The following is a 21,329-nucleotide window of genomic DNA, read 5'->3' as shown; positions in this document are numbered from 1 at the left end:
ATGTCCGAAAGAAAATGTTTGGAGTGCGGTGCAAAACTAGTCGGTCGGGTGGACCAAAAATTCTGCTCGGACCATTGTCGGAACTCCTATAACAACCGATTGAACCGCGACAGCAAGAACCTGCTGCGGAACATCAACAACAAGCTTAGAAAAAATTACCGCATCCTCGATAGCTTTCCTTTAAAGGAAGGAAAGACCAAGACCACCAAAATGCGTTTGCTGGATAAAGGTTTTGATTTTGAATACATCACCAACCTGTATACCACCAAAAAGGGCAGTACCTACTATTTTGTGTATGATCTTGGTTACCTACCGCTTGATAATGATTATTATATGATCGTAAAAAGGGAATAATCTATTTCCAACTATGGGCTGTCAGTTTAAGAGCGGCCACCACAATATCCTTCCGGCTGATCTGCCCCACCAAAATGTCGTTTTTCATAACGGGCAACCTACGCCTGTTATGCCGGGCAAAAACACCTGCGGCATCAAAAATGGACATATCATGTGGAATGGTCTCCACATTCTTGGTCATGAAACGCTCCACACTCTTATCCAATATGGGCTGGTTGAAATACCTGCTCTCCGAAATTTGCTTCATGCAGTCCGCTTCGGATACGATCCCAACCAAAAAACCATTGCCGTCCAATACCGGTCCTCCAGAAATATGGTGCTTGGCAAAAGTCTCCATGACTTCCAAAATGGATTGGTCAGGGGAAAAAGTAATCAGCTTTTTGGTCATATAGTCTTCCACCAAAATTGGGGCATTGTATTTCTTCTTGTTCTCCTCCTTGGAACGTACGCCTTGAAAACTTTTGATTGCCATATGGTTAGAATTTAAAGTTGAATTTTAAATATAGCCTTTTTTAGCGAAAAACCTAATTTTTCGCATCTAAATATGAGAACCTTTCATAAATTCATACATTTATGTTCCAACAAACCAAAACATGAAATTCTCCCGAACTCTTTCCCTTTTGCTTCTTTGTATTGTGGTGTATTGGAGCTTTAAATCCTTGATGCCTACTTACCATTCCGATTCCACTATTTCCATGGATTCATTTTCCACAGATCGGGCCTTGGTACATGTGAAAAACATATCCATGGAACCCCACGCGGTGGGCTTCCCTGGTCATGATCGGGTAAAAAGCTATGTCATTTCCGAATTGAAAAAAATGGGGTTGGAGACCACTACCCAAGAAGGCTATACTGCTGGTGACTGGGCCAATTTAAGCCGGGCCACCAATATTCTGGCCCGTATAAAAGGCTCCGGCGAAGGGAAGGCACTTCTTTTGTTGTCGCACTACGATAGCGGGCCTCATTCCTCCTACGGGGCCAGTGATGCCGGAAGCGGGGTGGCTGCCATTTTGGAAGGGGTACGGGCCCTATTGGCCAGTAACGAAACCCCGAAGAACGACATCATCATCCTCATTTCGGATGCTGAGGAATTGGGGCTGAACGGGGCCGATCTTTTTGTGAACCGCCACCCTTGGGCCAAGGATGTTGGACTTGTTCTCAATTTTGAGGCGCGTGGCAGTGGGGGACCCAGTTACATGCTCATTGAAACGAACCGGGGCAATGGCACCCTGATTAAGGAATTCACCAAGGCAAACCCTCAATTTCCTGTAGCCAATTCATTGGCCTATAGCATTTATAAAATGCTTCCCAACGATACGGACCTGACCGTTTTTCGCGAAGATGGCGATATTGATGGGTTTAATTTTGCCTTTATTGATGACCATTTTGACTATCACACCGCTTTAGACACTTACAATCGACTGGACAAAAAGACATTGGCCCATCAAGGGAGTTACCTGATGCCCCTGTTGCATTATTTCAGCAATGCCGACCTCAACAACCTGAAAAGTTTGGACGATTATATTTATTTCAACCTTCCTTTTTTTAGGTTGGTCTCCTACCCTTTCGAGTGGATCTGGCCCATGTTCGGCTTGGCCTTATTGGCTTTTGTAGCACTATTGGTCCTTGGGTTTAAAAAACAACGACTCAACACAAAAGAAATCCTGAAAGGGTTTTTGCCCTTGTTGATCACATTGGTGGTCAATGGAGTGGTGGGTTATTTCTGTTGGACCATCATCACCTGGTGGTATCCCGGTTTTAAGGATATGCTCCATGGCTTCACTTATAATGGGTATACCTACATCACTGTTTATGTCACCTTTGCCTTGTTCGTTTGTTTTTATACCTATCACAAGTTCAAAAAAATAAGTACTCCCAATATATTGGTGGCCCCTATTGTTATCTGGCTGATCATTTGTGGATTGGTGGCCACGTATCTAAAAGGAGCCAGCTTTTTCATTATTCCATTATTTGGGTTGTTGGCGGCCTTTATGGTGACCATCAATCAAGAAGAACCAAGTCCGTACCTTTTGGTGTTTTTGGCATTACCCGCGGTGTTGATCTATTCGCCCTTCATCAAAATGTTTCCCGTAGGCCTTGGTCTAAAAATGATGGTGGCCGCCACCCTGTTCACTACATTGCTGTTCGTTTTGGTACTTCCCTTCTTTGGACAATTGAAAAGTAAAGGGCGGTTGTCCTATCTATTTCTGTTGCTCTTCTTTGTTTTTGGCATCATGAGTCATTTACAATCCGAATTCAACCAAAAACGACCAAAACCCAGTAGCTTGGTCTACATTTACAATGCCGATAACGATACTTCGGTTTGGGGCACCTATGACCAAAAACTGATTGGATGGAATGCCCAATTTTTAGGTAATGACAAGAGAAAACCGGAAGCCGAGACCCTTTTTAGCAAGTACAGGACCAAATTGAACTACATTTCGGATGCCCCTAAAAAGGATATTGCCCTTCCACGAATCGATAAGATAAAGGACACCGTCATCGGTGAAGAACGAATCATTGAACTTTGCGTTACCCCTACACGAAATGTAAACCGTTTGGATGTGTACACCAACGCCGCTCCGGTAAATGCCGCCACCGTGAACCGAATTCCTTTATCTCCCTACTTTTTACAAAATCGGAACAGCAGGCTGATCACCCATTACATCACCAACAATGATTTTACGGAACTGGAATTGAGTTTTCCGAAAGATTCCGTTTTGGAACTTAGCTTTTATGAAGCCTCCAACGACCTGCTTACCAATAAAGAGTTCAGTGTTCCCCAAAGACCGGATACCAGCATTCCCATGCCGTTTGTACTGAACGATGCCATATTGACCATTAAAACCTTAAAGTTTGAGTAATAAGATTGGGGTTTTAGGTTGTGGGTGGCTTGGTCTGCCCTTGGCCCAGAGATTGGTCGAAAAGGGGTTTGAGGTGCACGGGACCACCACCTCTTCCGATAAATTGGAAGCACTTCAAGATTTGGGGATTATTCCCTATCGCATTTCCTTATCGGAAAATAGTATTGACGGGGACATCGAAACCTTTTTGTCCCATATCGATATTTTGGTCATCAATGTACCGCCCAAACTTAGACAGGGCAATGCGGAAAGTTTTATTGAAAAAATCAAACTACTGCATTCCATGATTCAAAATAGTTCCGTTTCCAAAATTTTATTTGTGAGCAGTACGGCCGTTTATGGTGATGAAGATGGTGATGTTACCGAAGATACCCCTCCCAATCCCGTTACGGAATCGGGCAAGCAATTGTTGGCCAGCGAGCAACTTTTCAGCAATGATTCCGACCGATTGACGACCATTTTAAGATTCGGAGGACTGATTGGCCCAAACCGACATCCCATCAAACAATTATCGGGTAAAAAGGATTTGAAGAATGGGCATCATCCGGTTAACCTGATCCAACTGGAAGATTGCATCCATATGATCGGCACCATTATCAATGAAGGTTACTGGGGTGAAATCTTCAACGGGGTCTATCCACTGCATCCCAGTAAAAAAGAATATTATTCCAATGAAGCCGAAAAACGTGGTGTTCCTCCACCGGAATACTTGGATCATCCCGCAAATGACGAAGGTAAACGTGTAAAAAGCGAAAACTTCCTTCAAAAAGGGCATCAATTTACCACTTCGATCCTTTCTTGATGCGCATAACCCTTACTTATGGGATTCTTAACAGGAGGGTAGCAATAATTTTTTTAGTTTTGGCGCACTAATTTGAAGATCAATGAAAAAGATTGTATTTGCGCTGTTGTTATTCATGGGAATCAATGGATTTTCTCAAACCAAGAGCGAACTATTGAAGCATTATGAAGCTTTTTACAACGAAATGCGCTTACAAGGCGATGTGAACGGGATCATTGGGGCCCTGACCCACTTGAATGTCCTTTCCCCATCCAAGGAGCGAAAGGACACCTTGGCTTTTGTATACATGAACAACGGTCAGCACATGCAAGCCTTGAACACCATTGGAATTGAAACGAACACAACCGATTCCGATTTGGCGGTACAGATCAAAGCAGTCTCCTTAAAAGCGCTGAACCAACCCAAAAGAGCTTTGGAACAGTTCGAAGAACTTTATAAAAGAGAACCATCTCCTTACGTAGCATATGAAATGGCGGACCTTAAAATACAGACTGGTGACATTGCCGGGGCAGCTTCCAACATTGAGTATGGTATCGCCAATGCCAAAGATGATATGCTCTATGCTTTTTACGAAAGACAACAACCTTACGAAGTACCTTTAAAAGCTGCATTTTACCATCTCAAGGGTTTAGTGGACTTTAACAAAGACAGGAACAATATCGATGCAGCCATTGTTTCCATTGACGAAGCCCTTAAAATTGCGCCCAATTTTAATTTGGCCAGTTTGAGCAAACAAGCCTTGGAAGCCAGGAAGAAAGAGGGAACGACCGAAGGAAACTAATTTTGCCGCTTGGCCTTTAGTTCAAGAAGCAATTCATCATCCTTTTTTTCCTTAATCTGGATAAGCTCGTCCACATTTTCATTGGGAACGGCAATGGACAATACATAATGGGCAATTTTCCATTGCCCATGTACTTTTTTAAGTACTCCTGAACCCCTACAGATTTTCATTTGGGTGTCCAATAGTTCATCGAACCAGGCAAAGGTTTTGCTTTCGTTCATGTATATATTGCGTTGTACAGAAGTAAAACTCCAAGCCTTTCCCCTATCAAAATAGGGCTTGGAAAAACTTTTGAATGCTTCATTCTGCCAATTTTCCATGGCATCGGTTCCCAAAAAAACGGCATCTTTCGTCATTAATCCGAAATATGCATCAAAATTGGCATTGGCAGCGGCAAGGTGCCAATTGTCCAACACTTCATTGATTTTTTGCTTTTCGGCCACCTGTGCATTAATGGACAGGGCGGTTACCATACACCACAAGAGAGAAAAAAGTTTAGTTTTCATCAAGGATCAATTTTTTGTCCAATTGACTGTTTACGATCGTATTAAATTGTTTACGCATGGCATTGTAGGCCTTTATCATATCCACAGTGGGTTCAGTGGTAGGTTGGTTCTCCATGATACTAGCCTTAACCTTATACAGATAGGTTCTAATTACTTGTTGTCTGCTCTTGATCTGAAACGTATCGAACAACTCTGGGTAATTACTGGCAGCCAATTTCTTTTCTTTTTCGATAAGGTCGTCTGCCGCCAACACCAAATCTTCGTTATTGGTGGCTTTATACAGTACATCGAAACTGGTATCGAACGCCTTGAACTCCTCCCAGCCATCCAAGATTTCGGTAGCCTTCGGGTTAATGGTGGCCCTTGAAGGTAATTTTTGGTAATCAAAGGCCAATTCCACATTGGTGGACTGGTGCTTAGTACCTTCATCAGTTTTTTTGCATCCTACTAAAACTGAAAAAACAAAAAGTGTAACTAACAATTTTCGCATAGGCGAATGTACAAATTTTAATAAAGGGTATCTTTGCCCCCAAACCGAATTAACTTCATTTTTAATGCACAAACCTATTCTTATTATTGGCGCTTGTGGCCAGATCGGCACAGAACTTACCATTGAACTTAGGAACAAATACGGTGGGGACAATGTGATCGCCAGTGATATCCGTGAAGGGAACGATTCCCTTATGCAATCCGGTCCTTTTGAGCTATTGGACGCCACCAATTATGCGGCAATTGAGGATGTGGTGATGCATTATGATATTGATGAAATTTATCTAATGGCCGCTATGCTCAGTGCCACTGCGGAGAAATTTCCTATGCGGGCCTGGAACCTGAACATGAACTCCCTGTTCAATGTGCTCAATCTGGCAAAGGAAAGCAAGATCAACAAAATCTTCTGGCCATCCAGTATCGCCGTTTTTGGCCCGAACACCCCAAAGGAAGGCACCCCTCAAAGCACCATAATGGAACCCAGTACGGTTTATGGGATCAGCAAACAATCAGGGGAACGTTGGTGCGAATACTATTTTAAAAAATACGGGGTGGATGTGCGCAGTGTACGCTACCCTGGATTGATCAGTTGGAAGACCATGCCCGGTGGAGGCACCACGGATTATGCGGTAGAGATATACCACGAAGCACTTAAAAATGGGCAATATGAAAGCTTTTTGAAGAAGGGCACCAAATTACCCATGATGTACATGGACGACGCCATCAGGGCCACCATCAATTTGATGGAAAGTCCGGCGGAACAGATCAAAGTGCGTTCCTCCTATAATTTGGCCAGTATGAGCTTTGCCCCGGAAGATATATCCGCCAGCATCCAAAAACACATCCCTGATTTTAAAATGAGCTATGCTCCGGATTTCAGACAACAGATTGCCGATTCGTGGCCGGGTAGCATTGATGATACCGAAGCACGGGAACATTGGGGCTGGGAGCCTAGGTTCGATTTGGACCAGACTACCCAGGAAATGCTTAAAAATTTAGGAAATTAGGGACTGATCAATAGTCGTCTTCGTCGTCATCCTCGTCGATGTCGTCTGCAACATCATCCACATCGTCATCGTCATCCTCGTTGTCAACATCATCACGATCGTCATCGTCATCGGTATCTACATCGTCACCGTCTGAACCTGAGAAATCGTCGTCGTTGCCTGGAATTTTGCCCAAATCTTCGGAGTCCAGATCAACATCATCCTCGTCTTCGTCGTAATTGGCCATACTGTGTTCCAATTTCAAACTGATCTTTACTAAATATTTGGTGTCTTCCGTAGACACTTCAACGGCTTCTATTAATTCGCCCTTTAAATTGCGGAAAGTGATCACATCATTGTCCCCATAACCATCGGGGTACTTTTCCACCAATAGTTTAAGTACCTCTGGGGTCAACTTCTTGTAATCCACTATCACTCTTCTGAGGTTGTTGTTCATGGTGCTTGTATTATCTAAATGATCGAGCTAAAATTAGAATAAAACTGATTCCTTGAAAAAAAATTATGAAAAAAATCGTTCGAAGCCAATTTTTGAGATTTCCAGAGCACGCAAACCTTCAGAAACACAGGAAAATACCCTATTTAATTAGATAAAAAAAATCCGATCATGATTACAATTGCTCGTCTACAAAATTAAAAAACCTACCACCTTTTGGTTGTACGTTTTGTAATTTCCATCCTGAAACAAACCAACTCTCTAAATTCAACCCCATGACGAAATTTTTATCTGTTCTTGTTTTCTTGGTTGCTTCGTTCACCATACAGGCCCAAACCTCAATAAAAGGCACTATCACCAATAATGAAACCTCTCAACCTTTGGAAGGTGCATCCATCTATGTGAGTGCCATCAACAAAGCAACCGCAACGGATACCTTGGGAAATTTTCGCCTGTCAGGATTTGGGAAAGGCTTTTACAGTATACAAGTAAGCTTTGTAGGTTTTGAAACGGAAGTAGAAACCTTTGAAATAGATGACGAACAGGAACTCAACCTGAACATTGCCCTTGAACCACAACCTTATGCCTTCAATGAAGTGGTAGTAGCCGCAGCCTATGAAAAACCCCAACAAGAGGAAACCTTTAAAATTGATGTAATCCCCAAACAACAATTGGCCAAGACCGGTGGTATGAGCGTTATGGACATCATGCCAAGAACACCGGGGGTAAGCGCCGTTTCCACAGGACCCTTGGTAAGCAGACCTGTTATAAGGGGACTGTCAAGTAACCGTGTTTTGACTGTGGTAGACGGAATCCGTTTCGAGACACAACAATGGGACGACGAACACGGTATTGGCATCAACGAATTGGGACTGGATCACATTGAAATAATCAAAGGTCCATCCTCATTACTTTATGGCCCCGAAGCCATGGGTGGCATTGTCCGTTTTGTGGAGGAAAAACCAGCCGAAGTGGGAACCATGGAAGCCGACATGGAAGCCATGGCCTACTCCAATAACCGCGGGGGAAGAGCCGAGGCCGGGGTAAAAAGCTCCATGGAAAAATTCAATTGGGGTGTCAGTGCCCTAGGCAAACTGCTTTCCGACTACTTTTATGACGGATTCAATTTTAGGGTCCCCAACACTCGTTTGTTGGAATATGGTGCCAAAGGTTTTGCTGGCATCAACAGATCTTGGGGAAATTCCAAACTTTCCTACACCTTCAACCAAGCTTTCTATGGCATTTTGGATGGAAAGGATATTGTGAAGGACGAAGATGGCCGCATCATCAATATTGATAGCCTGGAGAAGGAAAAATTTCCATTTGAGACCGAAGCACCCTACCATGGGGTCATAGACCATAGAATCATATCCAAAACAACCCTTTTAGCCGGTGCTTCCACTATTAAGGCCACTTTGGGCTACCAGAATAACCATCGCACCGAAAATGAGGAGCTCGCAGGCAATAAAAAAGGATATACGTATCTGGACATGATCTTAAAATCCTACACCTATGATGTAAAATGGCTGCTACCGGAAATGGGTCATTTTCATACTATCGTAGGTTCACAGGGCATGCATAAGAGCAATACCAATGGCGGCAAGGGCACTACTCAGCTGATTCCGGACGCGGAAATTAATGATGTTGGCATTTTTGGAGTTAGCCGTTGGGAAGAAGAGCATTTTAACCTTAGTATAGGAGCCCGTTACGACCATCGAAATCTGGACACGGAGGAAAGTCCCCTTGCAGCGGTCATCCAACCCGCCATTTCCAGAACGTATGATAATCTCAGTTACTCCTTTGGTGTGGCCTATGAACCCATGGAACATCTGATATTCAGGGCAAGTGTAGCCACTGGTTATCGGTCCCCAAACCTAAATGAACTCATGTCCAATGGGGTAAAATTGGAAAGCCAACGGTATGAAGTTGGTAGCCCAAATTTCGTGAAGGAGACCAACACTGAATTGGATACAAGCATTGCTTATGAAGGAAAACAATTTTCATTGGAAGGAAGCCTATTCTACAATGGCATCAACGACTACATCTACATAACACCCACTGGCCAAGAAACGAATAGTAATCTTGATCCAGAGGTGATGGTTCCCCTTTATGAATTTCAGCAACACGATGCGACCATTTATGGGTGTGAAATCATGTTAAACCTTCACCCAACTGGCATTTCCTGGGGACATTTGGAAACATCCCTTTCTTCCCTGAAGGGAAAACTAGCCGATGGGGGCGAGTATCTCTACCAAATGCCTCCCACCAAATGGAACAGCGATCTGTTCATAACATGGGACCATTGGGGCAAATTGACCGAATGGACGTTCAATATCGGCACCAATACCAGTTTTGAACAACACCAGGTAGCTTCCAACGAAATGGAAACTCCAGGCTATACCTTGGTCCATTTGGGATTGGACACCCATTACCGAAAAATGGAATTTTTCTTGAACGCCAACAACCTATTGGATCATAAATATTTAGATCACATGAGCAGGTTCCGTTCCTATGAGATCTACAGTCCAGGGCGAAATATTTCCTTGGGAATAAAAATGCCATTGCTATAGTCAAAACGAAAAATAAAAATACCTGTTACAGCGTTTTTACCAGAAGAACTTTGTGCAAGGTTGGAAAAGTTTTTTAACAAATGGACCGAGGATATGAAAACATAGTATGCATCATTGCTCGCGTTTACATTTTATCTAAAATTTAATTTTTAACACATTGTGCATCTTTAGATTATATAATTTTAGCTAGTTTTTTATACCCCACTTGTTAATGAGGAAGTTTTTTGTTGTTTTATTTTTTTCGGCCCTTATCCCCTCCGTTTCGGGACAACAAATGTTGCCCTTGAAAATGAGCCGCGAAAACATCAAGCCGCTTACAAAGCTGGTGGATAATTCTCTTCAAAACAATTTGGAAGAAGAAATCATGGGCAATGAGGCCTGGTCCCATTTGATCTCTCAAAATAAAATGGCCATTGGCATTGTAGATTTGAGCAACCCGGAAAAGGTTCGCTTTGCCAGGATCAATGGCAATTATATGATGTATGCTGCCAGCTTGCCCAAAATAGCCATTCTCCTTGCCGCTATGGAGGCTATTGAAAAGGGAGAATTGACGGAGACCCCAGAGGTGAAAAAGGATATGCGTTTGATGATCAGCAAATCGGACAATGCAGCTTCTACTCGTATGATCGACCGTATCGGTTATTCCAAAATAGAATCGGTTATGACCGACCCCAAATATGCCTTTTATGACGAAGAAAACGGTGGTGGCCTTTGGGTGGGCAAACGCTATGGCGGCGGCGGTGATACCAACAGGGAACCTTTGAAAAACCTAAGCCATGCGGCCTCGGTAACTCAGGTTTGCAGGTTCTATTATCTTTTGGCCAATGGTCAATTAGTGAACGAGAAAAGGTCCAAACAGATGTTGAACATCATGGAGAACCCTGAACTGCACCATAAATTTGTGAATACTTTGGACATCATTGCCCCAACCGCACGCTTGTTCCGCAAGTCGGGGTCCTGGAAAACGTTCCACTCCGATTCCATACTGGTTTGGGGAAAAGAATCCAATCGCAGATACATCTTGGTGGCACTTGTAGATGACCCTGATGGAGAGCAGATTATCCGGAATTTGGTGAAACCCGTGGAAAAAGTATTGAAAAAACCCGAAATTTAGACATTGGATAGTATCTCAACCAATGATCTATAGACTAGCGAACCAATTTTTTGATATACGAAAGGGAGAATACAAAATCTCCCTTTTTATGTTTTGCTACATTTTTCTGATCATTTCGGTATTGCTGATCATTAAACCCACTATCAATGCCCTGTTCCTTTCCGAACTCGGTGCCGAAAAATTGTCGTTGGCATATATTCTGGTGGCCCTTACGGCAGTGGCAAGTTCCATGTTCTACACCAAGATACTTGCCAAGTTTGGACTGAACCGCATCATAAAAACAACACTATCAACCTCGATCATCATTCTGATCGCCCTTGGCTTGCTTTTGATTTTTGGGTTGATGAATACCTCCCTTTTGTTTTTCTTTTATATATGGGTGGCAATCTACGCAGTTTTGTCCGCCTCGCAGTTTTGGGTCTTGGCCAACTTGGTCTTCAATGTAAGGGATGCCAAAAGACTATTTGGATTTATTGGCTCCGGGGCCATTTTGGGAGGTATTTTCGGGGGATACCTCACTTCCATATTTGCACCGGTGTTCGGTAATGATGCCATGATTTTTATAGCCGCGGTTTTGCTGATGGGATGTTTTCCCCTGCTCCGTTACATTTGGAGATTGCGCGTGAACAAACTCGATGAATTCAAGCAGAAAAAAAGGATTTCCCCCACCGATGGACACCCCTATCAACTCATCAAAAAGTCCAAGCACTTAACCTACATGGCCTTAACGGTGGCTGTTGGGGTTTTGGTAGCCAAGTTGGTGGATTACCTGTTCAGCGATTTTGCGGCCAAATCCATAGAAGATCCCGAGGAACTTACATCGTTTTTTGCCTTTTGGTTTTCCACCTTCAACTTGCTTTCCTTGGCAGTACAATTGTTTTTGACACATCGGATTGTGGGTATTTGGGGTGTTGGGTTTTCACTATTATTGTTACCTCTAGGTATCTTATTTGGAGCTGTCTTTTTTCTTTTTCTTCCAGAACTTTCGGCCATTGTGGCCATAAAGGCCATGGATGGGGTCTTAAAGCAATCCATCAACAAAAGTGCCTCTGAATTGTTGGCCTTGCCACTTCCTTTTGAACTGAAGAACAGGACCAAATCCTTCATTGATGTGGTGGTAGACAGTATTGCCACGGGCTTTGCTGGACTTTTGCTGATTTTCTTCGTGAACGGACTTGAACTGGGCACCTTGAGCGTTACCCTGTTGATCATCGGTTTGGTTTTGGTGTGGATCTTTTTCATCGGGATATTGCGCAAGGAGTATTACGCCACTTTCAAACATAATTTGAAATCGGCCACCGCCAAGGACAAGAATGTATCGGTATCAAAAACCAAAAATGTCTCCGTGGTGGAGGGAATGAAAAGTGTCTTCTCATCCGGTAACGAGGATCAAATCTTGTTCATGCTCAACAAGCTGATGGAAATCAATGATAGGCGGTTCACAAGCGATGTATTGAGGTTATTGGACCATCCATCCGTAAAAGTAAAGGCGGCCGCCATGCGTAACCTATATTTCTTGAACAGCTCTTCCATGGTGGTCCAGATCAACGAATTGTTGGGATATGGGGACGAAGACCTCACTTTGGCCACTTTTGAATACCTCTTATTGCATTCCGATCATAAGGAGGAATATGTGTTTGATCAATTTCTGGATTCCGAAAATGTATTGGTTAGGGATACTGCCCTATTCTGTCTGGCAAGGGAAAGTGCAGGCAATATGACCTTAAGGACAAGCCATGACCTTCAAGGAAGGTTGGCAAAACGTTTGTCAGATAGCGAAAATCCCATCAATCCACTTGTTTTAAAAGCTATCGGTGCCTCGGGCTACCCGCAGTTTTATCATGTGATCATGGACGGTTTGGACAATCAGGAAGAGATTTTGAAAAAAGCGGCCATTACCGCAGCAGGAATTAGTATGCATCCCATGTTCATTGACAAATTGTTGCATTTGCTGTCCAATAAACCCTATAGGTCCACAGTAATTGAAGCATTGAACAATTATGGCCCTGGCATATTGCCCATTTTGGTTTCGCAAGTCAGAAATAGATCAATAGATCTGGAAACGTGCCGTTTTGTACCCTTGGTCATCAAATCCTTTAAATCGAAAGAAGCCGTTCACTGTCTGTTCCAGCTTTTTGATGATGTAGATCTCAGTATCCGGTTGGAAGTGGTCCGTGCACTCAGCGATATCAGAAAGGACCGCCCTACCCTGCGTTTCAACCGATTCAAAGTTGCTTCCAAGGTTTTTGATGAATGCAGACTGTACCATCAGACCTTATCGGCCATGCATACCCAAATCATCATCTCATACCGCAACAGAAAGAAGTCGGGGTCAGGAATCGATGTAGAAGAAAGGGATGCCAGGGCTTCCCTTTTGGAACTCTTGGAACGACGGTTGGATGCTGGTCTTGAACGCATTTTTAAACTATTGGGGCTAAAATATGTGCAAGAGGATGTACAGAACGCCTATTTGGGACTTTTGAGCCCAAAACAAGAGGCGCGGAACAAATCCATCGAGTTTTTGGACAACTTGTTGACTGGAAACCTAAAACAGAAATTACTTCCCATCATTGAAGAAGCCACGATGGATTTTTCATCGGAAGAAGCAATCCAGAAAATCAAGCACAATATTCCGTCCGAAATGGAATGCTTTGAACAATTGCTACAGGTGCCTGACGTAAACTTAAAACTGGCGGTACTTTATCTCATCGGCAAACAAAAGGAAAGCAAGTACGAGCCTTTATTGAAAAGATTCACCTCGGACGAAAACCAAAAAATAAGGGATTTTGCCCAAAACGCCTTGGCGGAAATCAACCTTTCCTAACAATCTTATCTATGGCCGAGGCCAAATACATATGGTCAGAAGCAGAATTCTTTCGCAGTACGTTGGTCATCAACACCACCATATACCTACAATTGTCAGGATGTTCCACAATGATGACGGAGTTCATAAAATTTTGCACGTTGCCCATGTACTTTCCACATTCCTCGCCCTTGCTCCTATCGCATTTGTACAAGCTTCCCGATTTAAAGTAAACGGCTGCATCTTTCAACGCTGGGGATTGTGCATAACGGATCCTACGATCGGTCATATACATCAATCGCTTCATTTCCAGACTACTGGCCTCGTCAATAACGTTACCCTGTTCCAATTGGATCAAAAACTTCATCAATCCGTAGGGGGTACCAATACTTCCCCCTTTATCGCCCACATAGGTGTTGGCGCCAGTGGTGAAGAAACTGCCCAACCGCCATTCATCCGAAGTAATGCCCAAACTGCGCAAAGGAAGATTGACCACATCGTTGGCCAGATCGGTGAGGTCCTTTTTAGGGGTTTCCTTAAAATAAGTCATCGCCTCCTCCTCAGTAAGATCGGGGTATTTTTCCCCAAAAGCTGCCATCAAAAGAGCCTCACGCCACACAATACTGGCCGCACCATTGTTGCTCACCGAAAGCATATGATCGGCCCATTCGTACAAGCTGAATACATCGCTGGCAATAACCTGTCGTTTTACCAAGGTATTCTTTTCCACATTAAAAATAGGAATGGTATGTTCATCCGTAAGGCCCCATACCCCTGCCTTTACCACTTTATTTTTGAGCAATTGGGTCCGCAGCTCAAAGGAATCGGGGTAAATTTTGGCCAATTGTTCAAAAAGGGCGGTCAATACTGCCAATTTGCCTACACTCCCAGGTTGGTAGCCCAAGGTTTTGTTACGTTCCGCATACCGAACGCTATCGGGTTCGGAAATATCGAGAATGGTCAGGGAATAACTTTTATCCAGTCCACGGAACAATCCGTTGATGTCCTTTTGAAAAGACTCATCTATCTCAAAAAAAACGCCCACGCTGTCCGTTTTCCTGGAAAGGAGGTTCAACTGAATGTCTTCCCATGCTCTTTTGGCACCTTCGGGCAAAGGCGAAGTATCTTTCAGTTCGCCATTTTTGATCATTTCCAGCCGTTTGAGCCTTTTAATCCCCGTTCGCTCATATCCATCAATGGGATATTCCACAAATTCGGTAAAACCCAACCCTATTAACCCCAATATGCCAATTGCAACAATCTTTTTCATTTAGATTTTTTTGGAAAGTGAAATACGTTTGGCCAAGTCGATCTTTGGTGTGATGGATTCTAGATAAGTGGAACCCAACGCTTTTTTATTCTCTACAAAGGGCCTGATTTGAAACAGCCAAAGCTTGTTGTCCTTAAAACCCAGTTCTACATCATAGGCCCCTTGATAATCGGAATGCGTTTCTTTTGGAACGCGCTCCCGAATCATATGGGCCAATTCACGGATCTCATCGATATTGCCATCGTTCAGCACGCGCTTTTGAAAAGTGGCCTTTTTCCTTTGGGTGCCCCCTGTTTTGGGAAGTCCGTTGTAAAAACGTTCCCGAGCCGGGGCCAATAAGGTGTATCCACCCTCATCTTTGATGAGATATTGTTCCGCAGCCTGTCCATCCACAGCACCACCAGCTCCCCTGCTAAAAGCAACAGTCAGGTCCTTATCGGTGCCCATGCTGATACCCTTGGTGATCAATACTCCAGAATAATCAACATCCACACTGGGAATGACCAAAATGGATGGAAACACATTTTCGGGGTTCAACAGGTATTTTTGACGCCATTTGAAACTGCGTTCTGTGTAGGGAGAGGCCCAAACATCCTTGATTCCTGCCAAAATCTTTTCCCTTTCCACCGAATTGAAGATGGTTAGGTTGAGTCCGGCACCGGTAAAATCCTTTAGATCCTCCATGTTGGTATCGCTGCGTAGAAATACGGGGACGGAACCCAAATCGGAACCCAAAACGTCTTTGAAGCCAGTTTCCAATTGGTTGATAAAATCATCCTGTAACGGCATTTTTTTAATGGCATCCCTCAAGATTTCCAATTGGCGCAATTGGTAATTTTCAACTTCCTTTTCTGAAATACCGGATGCCAACATGCGATTGGCTTCTTCGAACATCTTGGTCAGGAAATTCCAATAGGATCCCTCTTGATCGGGCATTTTTTGGTCCATGTGCGTTCTGAAAATCCCAAAGGGAATCACCAAACCTTCCACAACTTTTTCGGGAAACATTTTTTTGAGTTGACCCAAATTCGCGGCTTTTGGGCCACATAATTTTCCCGAATCATCGGCATCCACATCCCGCATGTTAAGCACCTTGTTTACATCCAAACGGATCTGTTGAATGGGTACCTCGATACGTTCCTCTTTGCGTTCCTTTTTTTCAAAAAGTGCCAATTCATCCTTGGTCATTTGGCTTTCGGGTTTCAGGATAACATTCCCTTTATTGGAAACGGCATAAAACACCCTTGAACCGTCATATTTTTTTAGGTCTTGAAGATTTTGGTCCGATAACGCCGCATTGGGAATTCCGAGGTTACGGGCCAATAATTGCACGTGGGAAACCATATTGCCTTCAGCAACCGTTGCAATCCCAGCAACGGGTTTTAAATCGGATGGGGGACGTTGGAAGACATAGATCTTGTCAGAAGACACCTCAATATCATCCGAACTGCCTCCCACAACGACCAATTCCCCAAAAGCGTAGCCAGGATTCAGGCCGCGAATGGTACTCTGGTTTTGTATGTCCATGACTTTATTGGCCAATTGGGATTCGGCAGAAATGAGATTGCCCAATTCCCCGACACTTTGCCCTAGATGAAGGGCCACAGATCCTCTAATCTTGTCATCCACAAAACCTGCGGTAAGCGGTTCAAAAGCAATATATTCCTTTACGATGGCATCATAATTGGCCTTTACCATGGCCGCACTCCATTCCACTACGGAACGGGCACGGTTCAATACTTCTGTCAATTCGCCCAATGAGCGTTCGTCTGTTTCATAGTTGGTGAGGTTGCTTGCCAATTGCTCCCACTCCCATTGTTCCAAATACCCAGATCCTGTAACGGCCATTCCCAAATAGCAGATTTTATGCAACAGTTCCTTTAAGTTTTCAGGCTGGTAATCGGGAGAGCTTTTGAAAATGATCTCTTCCAATTTTAAGGAAACATCTAGTAATTGCAATCTGGCCATAGGCCTTTTTTCGTCCAAAAGCCCGTTCCTGATATCGAAGGACAACTGGGAAGCTTGTTCCATCAACAGTTTTGGATTTTCCATCAATTCCTTGTTAGCAGCAAAGCTTTCAATGGCTTTTCCTAAAAGGGTCCCTTTGGTAAGGGGTGCTCTTTTGGGAAGGGCGGTGATATCCACTGGCTTATGGAATTCCCTCATGGTGGCCACCAGTTCATCCAATTTTTTGGATAGATCCGTTGTTAACTTGGCACTATGCTTTTGTTTGAACTGCAGTACTTTTTGGATATCGCCATCTTCTGGCTGACTGTGGATTTTCGTTCTAAGATCCATGAAGGGCTCGTACAGGTCGGAAATAACTTTGGATTCGCTCCTCATCTTCTGGGCCACATTGTCGTCCCCATTATGTGGAATATCCTTCAACGACTGGCGAACCAGAAAAAATTCATTTTTTAGAACCTCATCATCTGCCAAAAGCCATTTGTAAAATTCGATGCCCCATGTTTCTTCGTCTTCGGATTGGATGGCGCCACGATAATATTGCCCCTTTTGGTTGATCCAACCGTTGTCTACACTTCTTAAATATTTATCGAGTTGGTATTGCTTCAACCTGGAATGATCATTGGCCACATCCCAAAATGGTTCTTGATCGGTATAAGTCAAAATCTGCCCTAAATAAATGTGATTGGTCGTACCCAAGGCCTCAACCTCATCCTTGTAACGGGCATGCTGTACCCCTGGCCCAATTTCATCTGGGCATGGGTCTTTTGGGGCGCGGATACTCCCATCTGTACAGAACCAACGAATGTCCTTGTACGGGCCACGAATATCCTTTTTTAGATTTTGTATCAGTGTTGCTATCTGTGCTGCCTCTTTTTTTTGGGCCGATACCTGAAGCATGGCCAACAATAGAAGAAAAGGTAGTATGCAAAAAGTAAATTTCAATTTCATCATAAAAGAATCTTTTGCAATGGGATTGATTTTTAACCTATATAAAGGTATTTATAAACCTACAACTTTGTTGATATTATGGCATTTTTAAGATGAATCCCTTATATGGGATATACTGGCAATCGCCAAAACACTGGGATATGGAACCTTTGTTATTTGAACAGAATGGTAAAGGTAGTTCCTTGATCCACCTTGCTGTCCACTAATATGGTACCACCAAGACTTGTAACATAGTTATGGATCAAATACAGACCAACTCCTTTGCTATCTTCCTTGGAATGGAACCTTTGATCCAGGTTGAATATCAAATGACCTACTTTGTCCATATCAAATCCCAGACCGTTATCGGAATAGGTCAAGGTTTTTACCCCGTTGATTTGTTCTGTTGTAATTGAAATGGCCGGAGCAACATGGGGTCGGCGGTATTTGATCGAATTGGTGATAAGATTAAGTAAAACACTCTCCATGTATGCCTCATTGAACTGTACATTTTTCAACCCAGAGAAATCCAACTGGAATTCTGTACCTGCATTTCGGATGAGAGAACTTATGGAATTTCTAACTTTCTCAAATACTGTTTTAAAATGGACTTCCCTCAGTTTAACAGCCGAAATGTCGTCATTCTTAAATGTATCCAAAAAGGAATCCATTGACGATTTTAGGCCTTCCGCAGAAAGTCTTATATATTGGATCAATTCCAATGTTTCCGTATCATCTATCTTGTCAACATTAATCATATTGACAAGAGATAATAGATTGTTAAGCGGAGATCGCAGATCGTGCGATGTAGTATAATTGAGTTGCTTTAGCTTGTTGTTCACCTTGGAAAGTTCACTAAGCTTAGAAATCCGCTCGGCCTCAAGTTTCTTTTTATGTGTAATGTCCCTGGCAATGGCATATATCAATTGTTCGCCTTCCATAGGAATGGATGTCCAGTGCAACCAAACCAAATTTCCTGATTTGCACACATATCGGTTCTCAAAATTGACCAAGGGAACATTCTCTTTCAATCGCTGTCTGTGGGATGCCGTAAGCGCGCGGTCTTCGTGATAGATAAATTCTGAAATCAATCTGGACTTCAATTCCTCCTCCGTATAGCCCAGCAAGGATATAAAAGCAGGGTTGATTTTTACAAAGTAACCATTGTAGTCGGCAATGCATAGGCAATCTTTGGAAAGGTCAAAAAAAGGATCCAATTGAAGATTAATGGAGTCTGGCTGCTTCAAGTCCATAGGAGTAAGTTTGTACTGCTTTTTGAGCAAACAACGATTTTAATGGTTACAACCATTAAAATTAGAAACTTATTGTATGGACTTCAACAAAATCCAATGAATTTAACAAGAGAATGAAAAATGTAATTTTAAATCCTATTGACAAACATTCATTGTCATCGTTTCCTTTAGTCCACAACAATGATCGTATGAACGGTGTACACAACAACAACCAACAGGAACAGGAGCAGGCCTATGGCCAAGAAACGCAACGACTTGTTAACGTAGCGGAACTTTTGGTCCGCTATTTTTGAAATGATAAAAATCTGTTGTCCCAACTGGTCAAACAGTTCCTCTTCTTTCAGACTTAGTTTGTAGAAGGTTTTTGAAAAGTCGTTGATCGTTCCAAATTTGGTGATCACATCCGCAAAGAAGAAGACATTTTTCTCAAACTTACCTTCAATAAAGGGCATGAAACAACGGATGCTATAATAAATGGATACCACGGTTGATAGGAACCAAAACCCCATTAGAATATATAGCATGAATTGTTGTGATCCTTGGGAAAGGATCAAATCAATTTTTTGAAAGATGAAATTAAGTAGTATCCCATAAAAAGAAAGCAACAACCCGGCCTTTATTTCCGAAGCTCTTATCAACCCGAGTACGTAGTTGATGCTGCCCCAATAATGGTCCACAAGCTCCTCCGCATGTCCTCTTGTCTCAATAATTTTTAAGAGTTCATTTTGGAAGTTGGGTACTCTTTTTTTGTGGTGTTTATACATCAGCTTTGAAATTCATTAAGCGTAAACATGCTCAACATTGGGTCTTGCACTGGACTTCATGGTATCGATCACAAAATCGAGGGCCGCATTCCAAGCTTTCAAACATTGTGGTGTACCATTTTCACCCATAACCTCTTCAATGGTTTCCATCATGGCTTGTTTTACAACGGGATAATATTCTTCCTTTACCCCATATTGCACATGGCTTTGCCCCAATTTCATCAATCCTTTTTTAAGATGTTCGGGCCGGGATAGGGAATAAACGATACCGCCCAACATATGCGTGAGCAACCTTCCTTGATCGGCCATATTGCTTTTGAATAAATGCTTTACGAAGGGTGCCAGCTTAAAAACTTTGTCGTAAAATACTTTTGCGAACGTCTCTTCATCTGCCAACATAATGTTCATGGAAGACTGAAGTTCCAACTGAAGGTCCATGTCATTGAAGCCGATCAGCTCATATAAACTTAAGGGATCGTCTTTCCCTGCCAGTTTGTTCAGGAAATTCTTTCCAACCACAACGGTATCCTTATTTATATTCTCAAAAACGGTATCCGAAATAAGAATATCGGTATTGGTAACCTTGGTCTCGTTTTGAATTCTACTGGCAACATTAACGGGATCACCGATCACAGAAAACTGTTTATGGGTGGGATGCCCCAGGTGACCAATGAAGGCATTCCCGAAATTGATGCCAATCCCTGATTTCAATTTCACGCCAATATCCTTTAGGTCGGAACGGTTCAAAAACTCCAGGGCATATTGCATTCCCAATGCCGCCCGTATGGCATCCTCACAATTTTTTTGGGCGGTTCCGCCGGTAGTCCCAAAAACACCTATGATTTCATCCCCCACATATTGATAAATGATCCCATTGTTCATTAAAATGGGTTCTCCCAATGCGGTATAGAACTTGTTTAACATGTAGGCAATGTCAAAATTCAAATTGTTGGAAGATAGATTGGTAAAGTTCCGAAGGTCGCAGAACAATATAGCGATCGGCCGTTCCTCAGCCAAACCGGTAGGTACCAGTTCCTTTTGTAGCGTATTGACCTCCCCACTGGACCATATCAACCGTTGAATGGTAACATCTCCCTTCGGACGCGCCTGGCAGGCCAACCGAATGGAGGGATCCCACTGTCTAGCATTACAGCTGGCATTTTCGTATTGGGTCTTAGGGGTTAGGTTTTGAATGCCTTCCAATACCCTTACCCTGCAGGTAGTACACACCCCATTGCCCCCACATTCGTGCAAATGTGGTATTTTGTTCTTGATCGATATATCCAACAACGAATCTGTGGTGGAATTGGACTCAACCTGTCTATTAATTGCTGCATAGGTAATCTTGTTGGTCATTGCTTTGGAATTAAAGAGGTTATTTTTTCTGTCGATCGATAGTGCCAAAGTTAGAACCCTACCCTCGG

Annotated in this window: 17 protein-coding genes; 8 read left to right on the top strand and 9 right to left on the bottom strand. The window is 43.1% G+C overall.

Annotated elements, in window-relative coordinates; genetic code table 11:
- Positions 1–354 (top strand): hypothetical protein, encoded by a 354-nt coding sequence (locus tag GTK07_RS03965; protein WP_163633199.1) that lies wholly within the window; start codon positions 1–3, stop codon positions 352–354.
- 1 nt (position 355) lies between these two features.
- On the opposite strand, the gene GTK07_RS03960 is transcribed toward GTK07_RS03965, so the two are convergent.
- Positions 356–826, bottom strand: a complete 471-nt coding sequence (locus tag GTK07_RS03960; protein ID WP_163633197.1) for a CBS domain-containing protein — start codon at positions 824–826, stop codon at positions 356–358.
- A 121-nt stretch (positions 827–947) separates the two neighbouring features.
- On the opposite strand from GTK07_RS03960, the gene GTK07_RS03955 reads away from it, so the two are divergent.
- From GTK07_RS03955 to GTK07_RS03945, 3 genes are all read left to right on the top strand, one after another.
- Positions 948–3,218 (top strand): M28 family peptidase, encoded by a 2,271-nt coding sequence (locus tag GTK07_RS03955; protein ID WP_163633195.1) that lies wholly within the window; start codon positions 948–950, stop codon positions 3,216–3,218.
- Positions 3,211–4,020, top strand: a complete 810-nt coding sequence (locus GTK07_RS03950) for an SDR family oxidoreductase (RefSeq protein WP_163633193.1) — start codon at positions 3,211–3,213, stop codon at positions 4,018–4,020. Before GTK07_RS03955 ends, GTK07_RS03950 begins: the two co-directional genes overlap by 8 nt.
- Before the next feature lie 82 nt (positions 4,021–4,102).
- Positions 4,103–4,801, top strand: a complete 699-nt coding sequence (locus GTK07_RS03945; RefSeq protein WP_163633191.1) for a hypothetical protein — start codon at positions 4,103–4,105, stop codon at positions 4,799–4,801.
- On the opposite strand, the gene GTK07_RS03940 is transcribed toward GTK07_RS03945, so the two are convergent.
- Positions 4,798–5,307, bottom strand: coding sequence for a nuclear transport factor 2 family protein (locus GTK07_RS03940; protein WP_163633189.1), 510 nt, complete (start codon positions 5,305–5,307; stop codon positions 4,798–4,800). The two genes, GTK07_RS03945 and GTK07_RS03940, sit on opposite strands and share 4 nt — an antisense overlap.
- The gene (locus GTK07_RS03935; RefSeq protein ID WP_163633187.1) at positions 5,297–5,797 is read right to left on the bottom strand and encodes a hypothetical protein; all 501 of its coding nucleotides are present in this window, start codon (positions 5,795–5,797) and stop codon (positions 5,297–5,299) included. Before GTK07_RS03935 ends, GTK07_RS03940 begins: the two co-directional genes overlap by 11 nt.
- Positions 5,798–5,861: 64 nt before the next feature.
- Between GTK07_RS03935 and GTK07_RS03930 the strand changes: the two genes are divergently transcribed.
- A complete protein-coding gene (locus GTK07_RS03930) occupies positions 5,862–6,803 on the top strand; it encodes an NAD-dependent epimerase/dehydratase family protein (protein ID WP_163633185.1) in 942 nt (313 codons plus the stop codon).
- A 7-nt stretch (positions 6,804–6,810) separates the two neighbouring features.
- Here GTK07_RS03930 and GTK07_RS03925 read toward each other — a convergent pair whose 3' ends face one another.
- Entirely contained in the window at positions 6,811–7,239 is a 429-nt protein-coding gene (locus GTK07_RS03925) for a DNA primase (RefSeq protein ID WP_203583713.1), read from the bottom strand.
- 272 nt (positions 7,240–7,511) lie between these two features.
- On the opposite strand from GTK07_RS03925, the gene GTK07_RS03920 reads away from it, so the two are divergent.
- From GTK07_RS03920 to GTK07_RS03910, 3 genes are all read left to right on the top strand, one after another.
- On the top strand, positions 7,512–9,806 hold the full coding sequence (locus GTK07_RS03920) for a TonB-dependent receptor (protein WP_163633183.1): 2,295 nt from the start codon (positions 7,512–7,514) through the stop codon (positions 9,804–9,806).
- Positions 9,807–10,017: 211 nt separating this feature from the next.
- Positions 10,018–10,920, top strand: coding sequence for a serine hydrolase (locus GTK07_RS03915; RefSeq protein ID WP_163633181.1), 903 nt, complete (start codon positions 10,018–10,020; stop codon positions 10,918–10,920).
- 88 nt (positions 10,921–11,008) lie between these two features.
- On the top strand, positions 11,009–13,744 hold the full coding sequence (locus GTK07_RS03910; RefSeq protein WP_163633178.1) for a hypothetical protein: 2,736 nt from the start codon (positions 11,009–11,011) through the stop codon (positions 13,742–13,744).
- On the opposite strand, the gene GTK07_RS03905 is transcribed toward GTK07_RS03910, so the two are convergent.
- The 5 genes from GTK07_RS03905 to GTK07_RS03885 form a co-directional block, all read right to left on the bottom strand.
- Positions 13,731–14,993 (bottom strand): serine hydrolase, encoded by a 1,263-nt coding sequence (locus tag GTK07_RS03905; protein ID WP_163633175.1) that lies wholly within the window; start codon positions 14,991–14,993, stop codon positions 13,731–13,733. The genes GTK07_RS03910 and GTK07_RS03905 overlap by 14 nt on opposite strands.
- Positions 14,994–17,912, bottom strand: a complete 2,919-nt coding sequence (locus tag GTK07_RS03900; RefSeq protein ID WP_313790685.1) for a PEP/pyruvate-binding domain-containing protein — start codon at positions 17,910–17,912, stop codon at positions 14,994–14,996.
- A 149-nt stretch (positions 17,913–18,061) separates the two neighbouring features.
- A complete protein-coding gene (locus GTK07_RS03895) occupies positions 18,062–19,141 on the bottom strand; it encodes a sensor histidine kinase (RefSeq protein ID WP_203583712.1) in 1,080 nt (359 codons plus the stop codon).
- 167 nt (positions 19,142–19,308) lie between these two features.
- Positions 19,309–19,905 carry a Pycsar system effector family protein gene (locus GTK07_RS03890; protein WP_203583711.1) on the bottom strand — a complete coding sequence of 199 codons (597 nt, stop codon included), beginning with the start codon at positions 19,903–19,905 and terminating at the stop codon, positions 19,309–19,311.
- A 15-nt stretch (positions 19,906–19,920) separates the two neighbouring features.
- Positions 19,921–21,261, bottom strand: a complete 1,341-nt coding sequence (locus GTK07_RS03885; RefSeq protein WP_163633173.1) for an adenylate/guanylate cyclase domain-containing protein — start codon at positions 21,259–21,261, stop codon at positions 19,921–19,923.
- Positions 21,262–21,329: the final 68 nt, after the last annotated feature.

The organism is Flagellimonas sediminis (assembly GCF_010500845.1).
In the GTDB taxonomy this organism is placed as follows: domain Bacteria; phylum Bacteroidota; class Bacteroidia; order Flavobacteriales; family Flavobacteriaceae; genus Flagellimonas; species Flagellimonas sediminis.
This window is presented reverse-complemented; position numbering and strand designations above follow the sequence as displayed.

Bases quoted from the DNA above. Each gene is read 5' to 3' on its own strand.
- GTK07_RS03945 (WP_163633191.1), top strand. From the start codon at position 4,103: ATGAAAAAGATTGTATTTGCGCTGTTGTTATTCATGGGAATCAATGGA.
- GTK07_RS03930 (WP_163633185.1), top strand. From the start codon at position 5,862: ATGCACAAACCTATTCTTATTATTGGCGCTTGTGGCCAGATCGGCACA.
- GTK07_RS03900 (WP_313790685.1), bottom strand. From the start codon at position 17,912: ATGATGAAATTGAAATTTACTTTTTGCATACTACCTTTTCTTCTATTG.
- GTK07_RS03965 (WP_163633199.1), top strand. From the start codon at position 1: ATGTCCGAAAGAAAATGTTTGGAGTGCGGTGCAAAACTAGTCGGTCGG.
- GTK07_RS03905 (WP_163633175.1), bottom strand. From the start codon at position 14,993: ATGAAAAAGATTGTTGCAATTGGCATATTGGGGTTAATAGGGTTGGGT.
- GTK07_RS03885 (WP_163633173.1), bottom strand. From the start codon at position 21,261: ATGACCAACAAGATTACCTATGCAGCAATTAATAGACAGGTTGAGTCC.
- GTK07_RS03960 (WP_163633197.1), bottom strand. From the start codon at position 826: ATGGCAATCAAAAGTTTTCAAGGCGTACGTTCCAAGGAGGAGAACAAG.
- GTK07_RS03940 (WP_163633189.1), bottom strand. From the start codon at position 5,307: ATGAAAACTAAACTTTTTTCTCTCTTGTGGTGTATGGTAACCGCCCTG.
- GTK07_RS03935 (WP_163633187.1), bottom strand. From the start codon at position 5,797: ATGCGAAAATTGTTAGTTACACTTTTTGTTTTTTCAGTTTTAGTAGGA.
- GTK07_RS03915 (WP_163633181.1), top strand. From the start codon at position 10,018: ATGAGGAAGTTTTTTGTTGTTTTATTTTTTTCGGCCCTTATCCCCTCC.
- GTK07_RS03925 (WP_203583713.1), bottom strand. From the start codon at position 7,239: ATGAACAACAACCTCAGAAGAGTGATAGTGGATTACAAGAAGTTGACC.
- GTK07_RS03955 (WP_163633195.1), top strand. From the start codon at position 948: ATGAAATTCTCCCGAACTCTTTCCCTTTTGCTTCTTTGTATTGTGGTG.
- GTK07_RS03910 (WP_163633178.1), top strand. From the start codon at position 11,009: ATGTTTTGCTACATTTTTCTGATCATTTCGGTATTGCTGATCATTAAA.
- GTK07_RS03895 (WP_203583712.1), bottom strand. From the start codon at position 19,141: ATGGACTTGAAGCAGCCAGACTCCATTAATCTTCAATTGGATCCTTTT.
- GTK07_RS03920 (WP_163633183.1), top strand. From the start codon at position 7,512: ATGACGAAATTTTTATCTGTTCTTGTTTTCTTGGTTGCTTCGTTCACC.
- GTK07_RS03890 (WP_203583711.1), bottom strand. From the start codon at position 19,905: ATGTATAAACACCACAAAAAAAGAGTACCCAACTTCCAAAATGAACTC.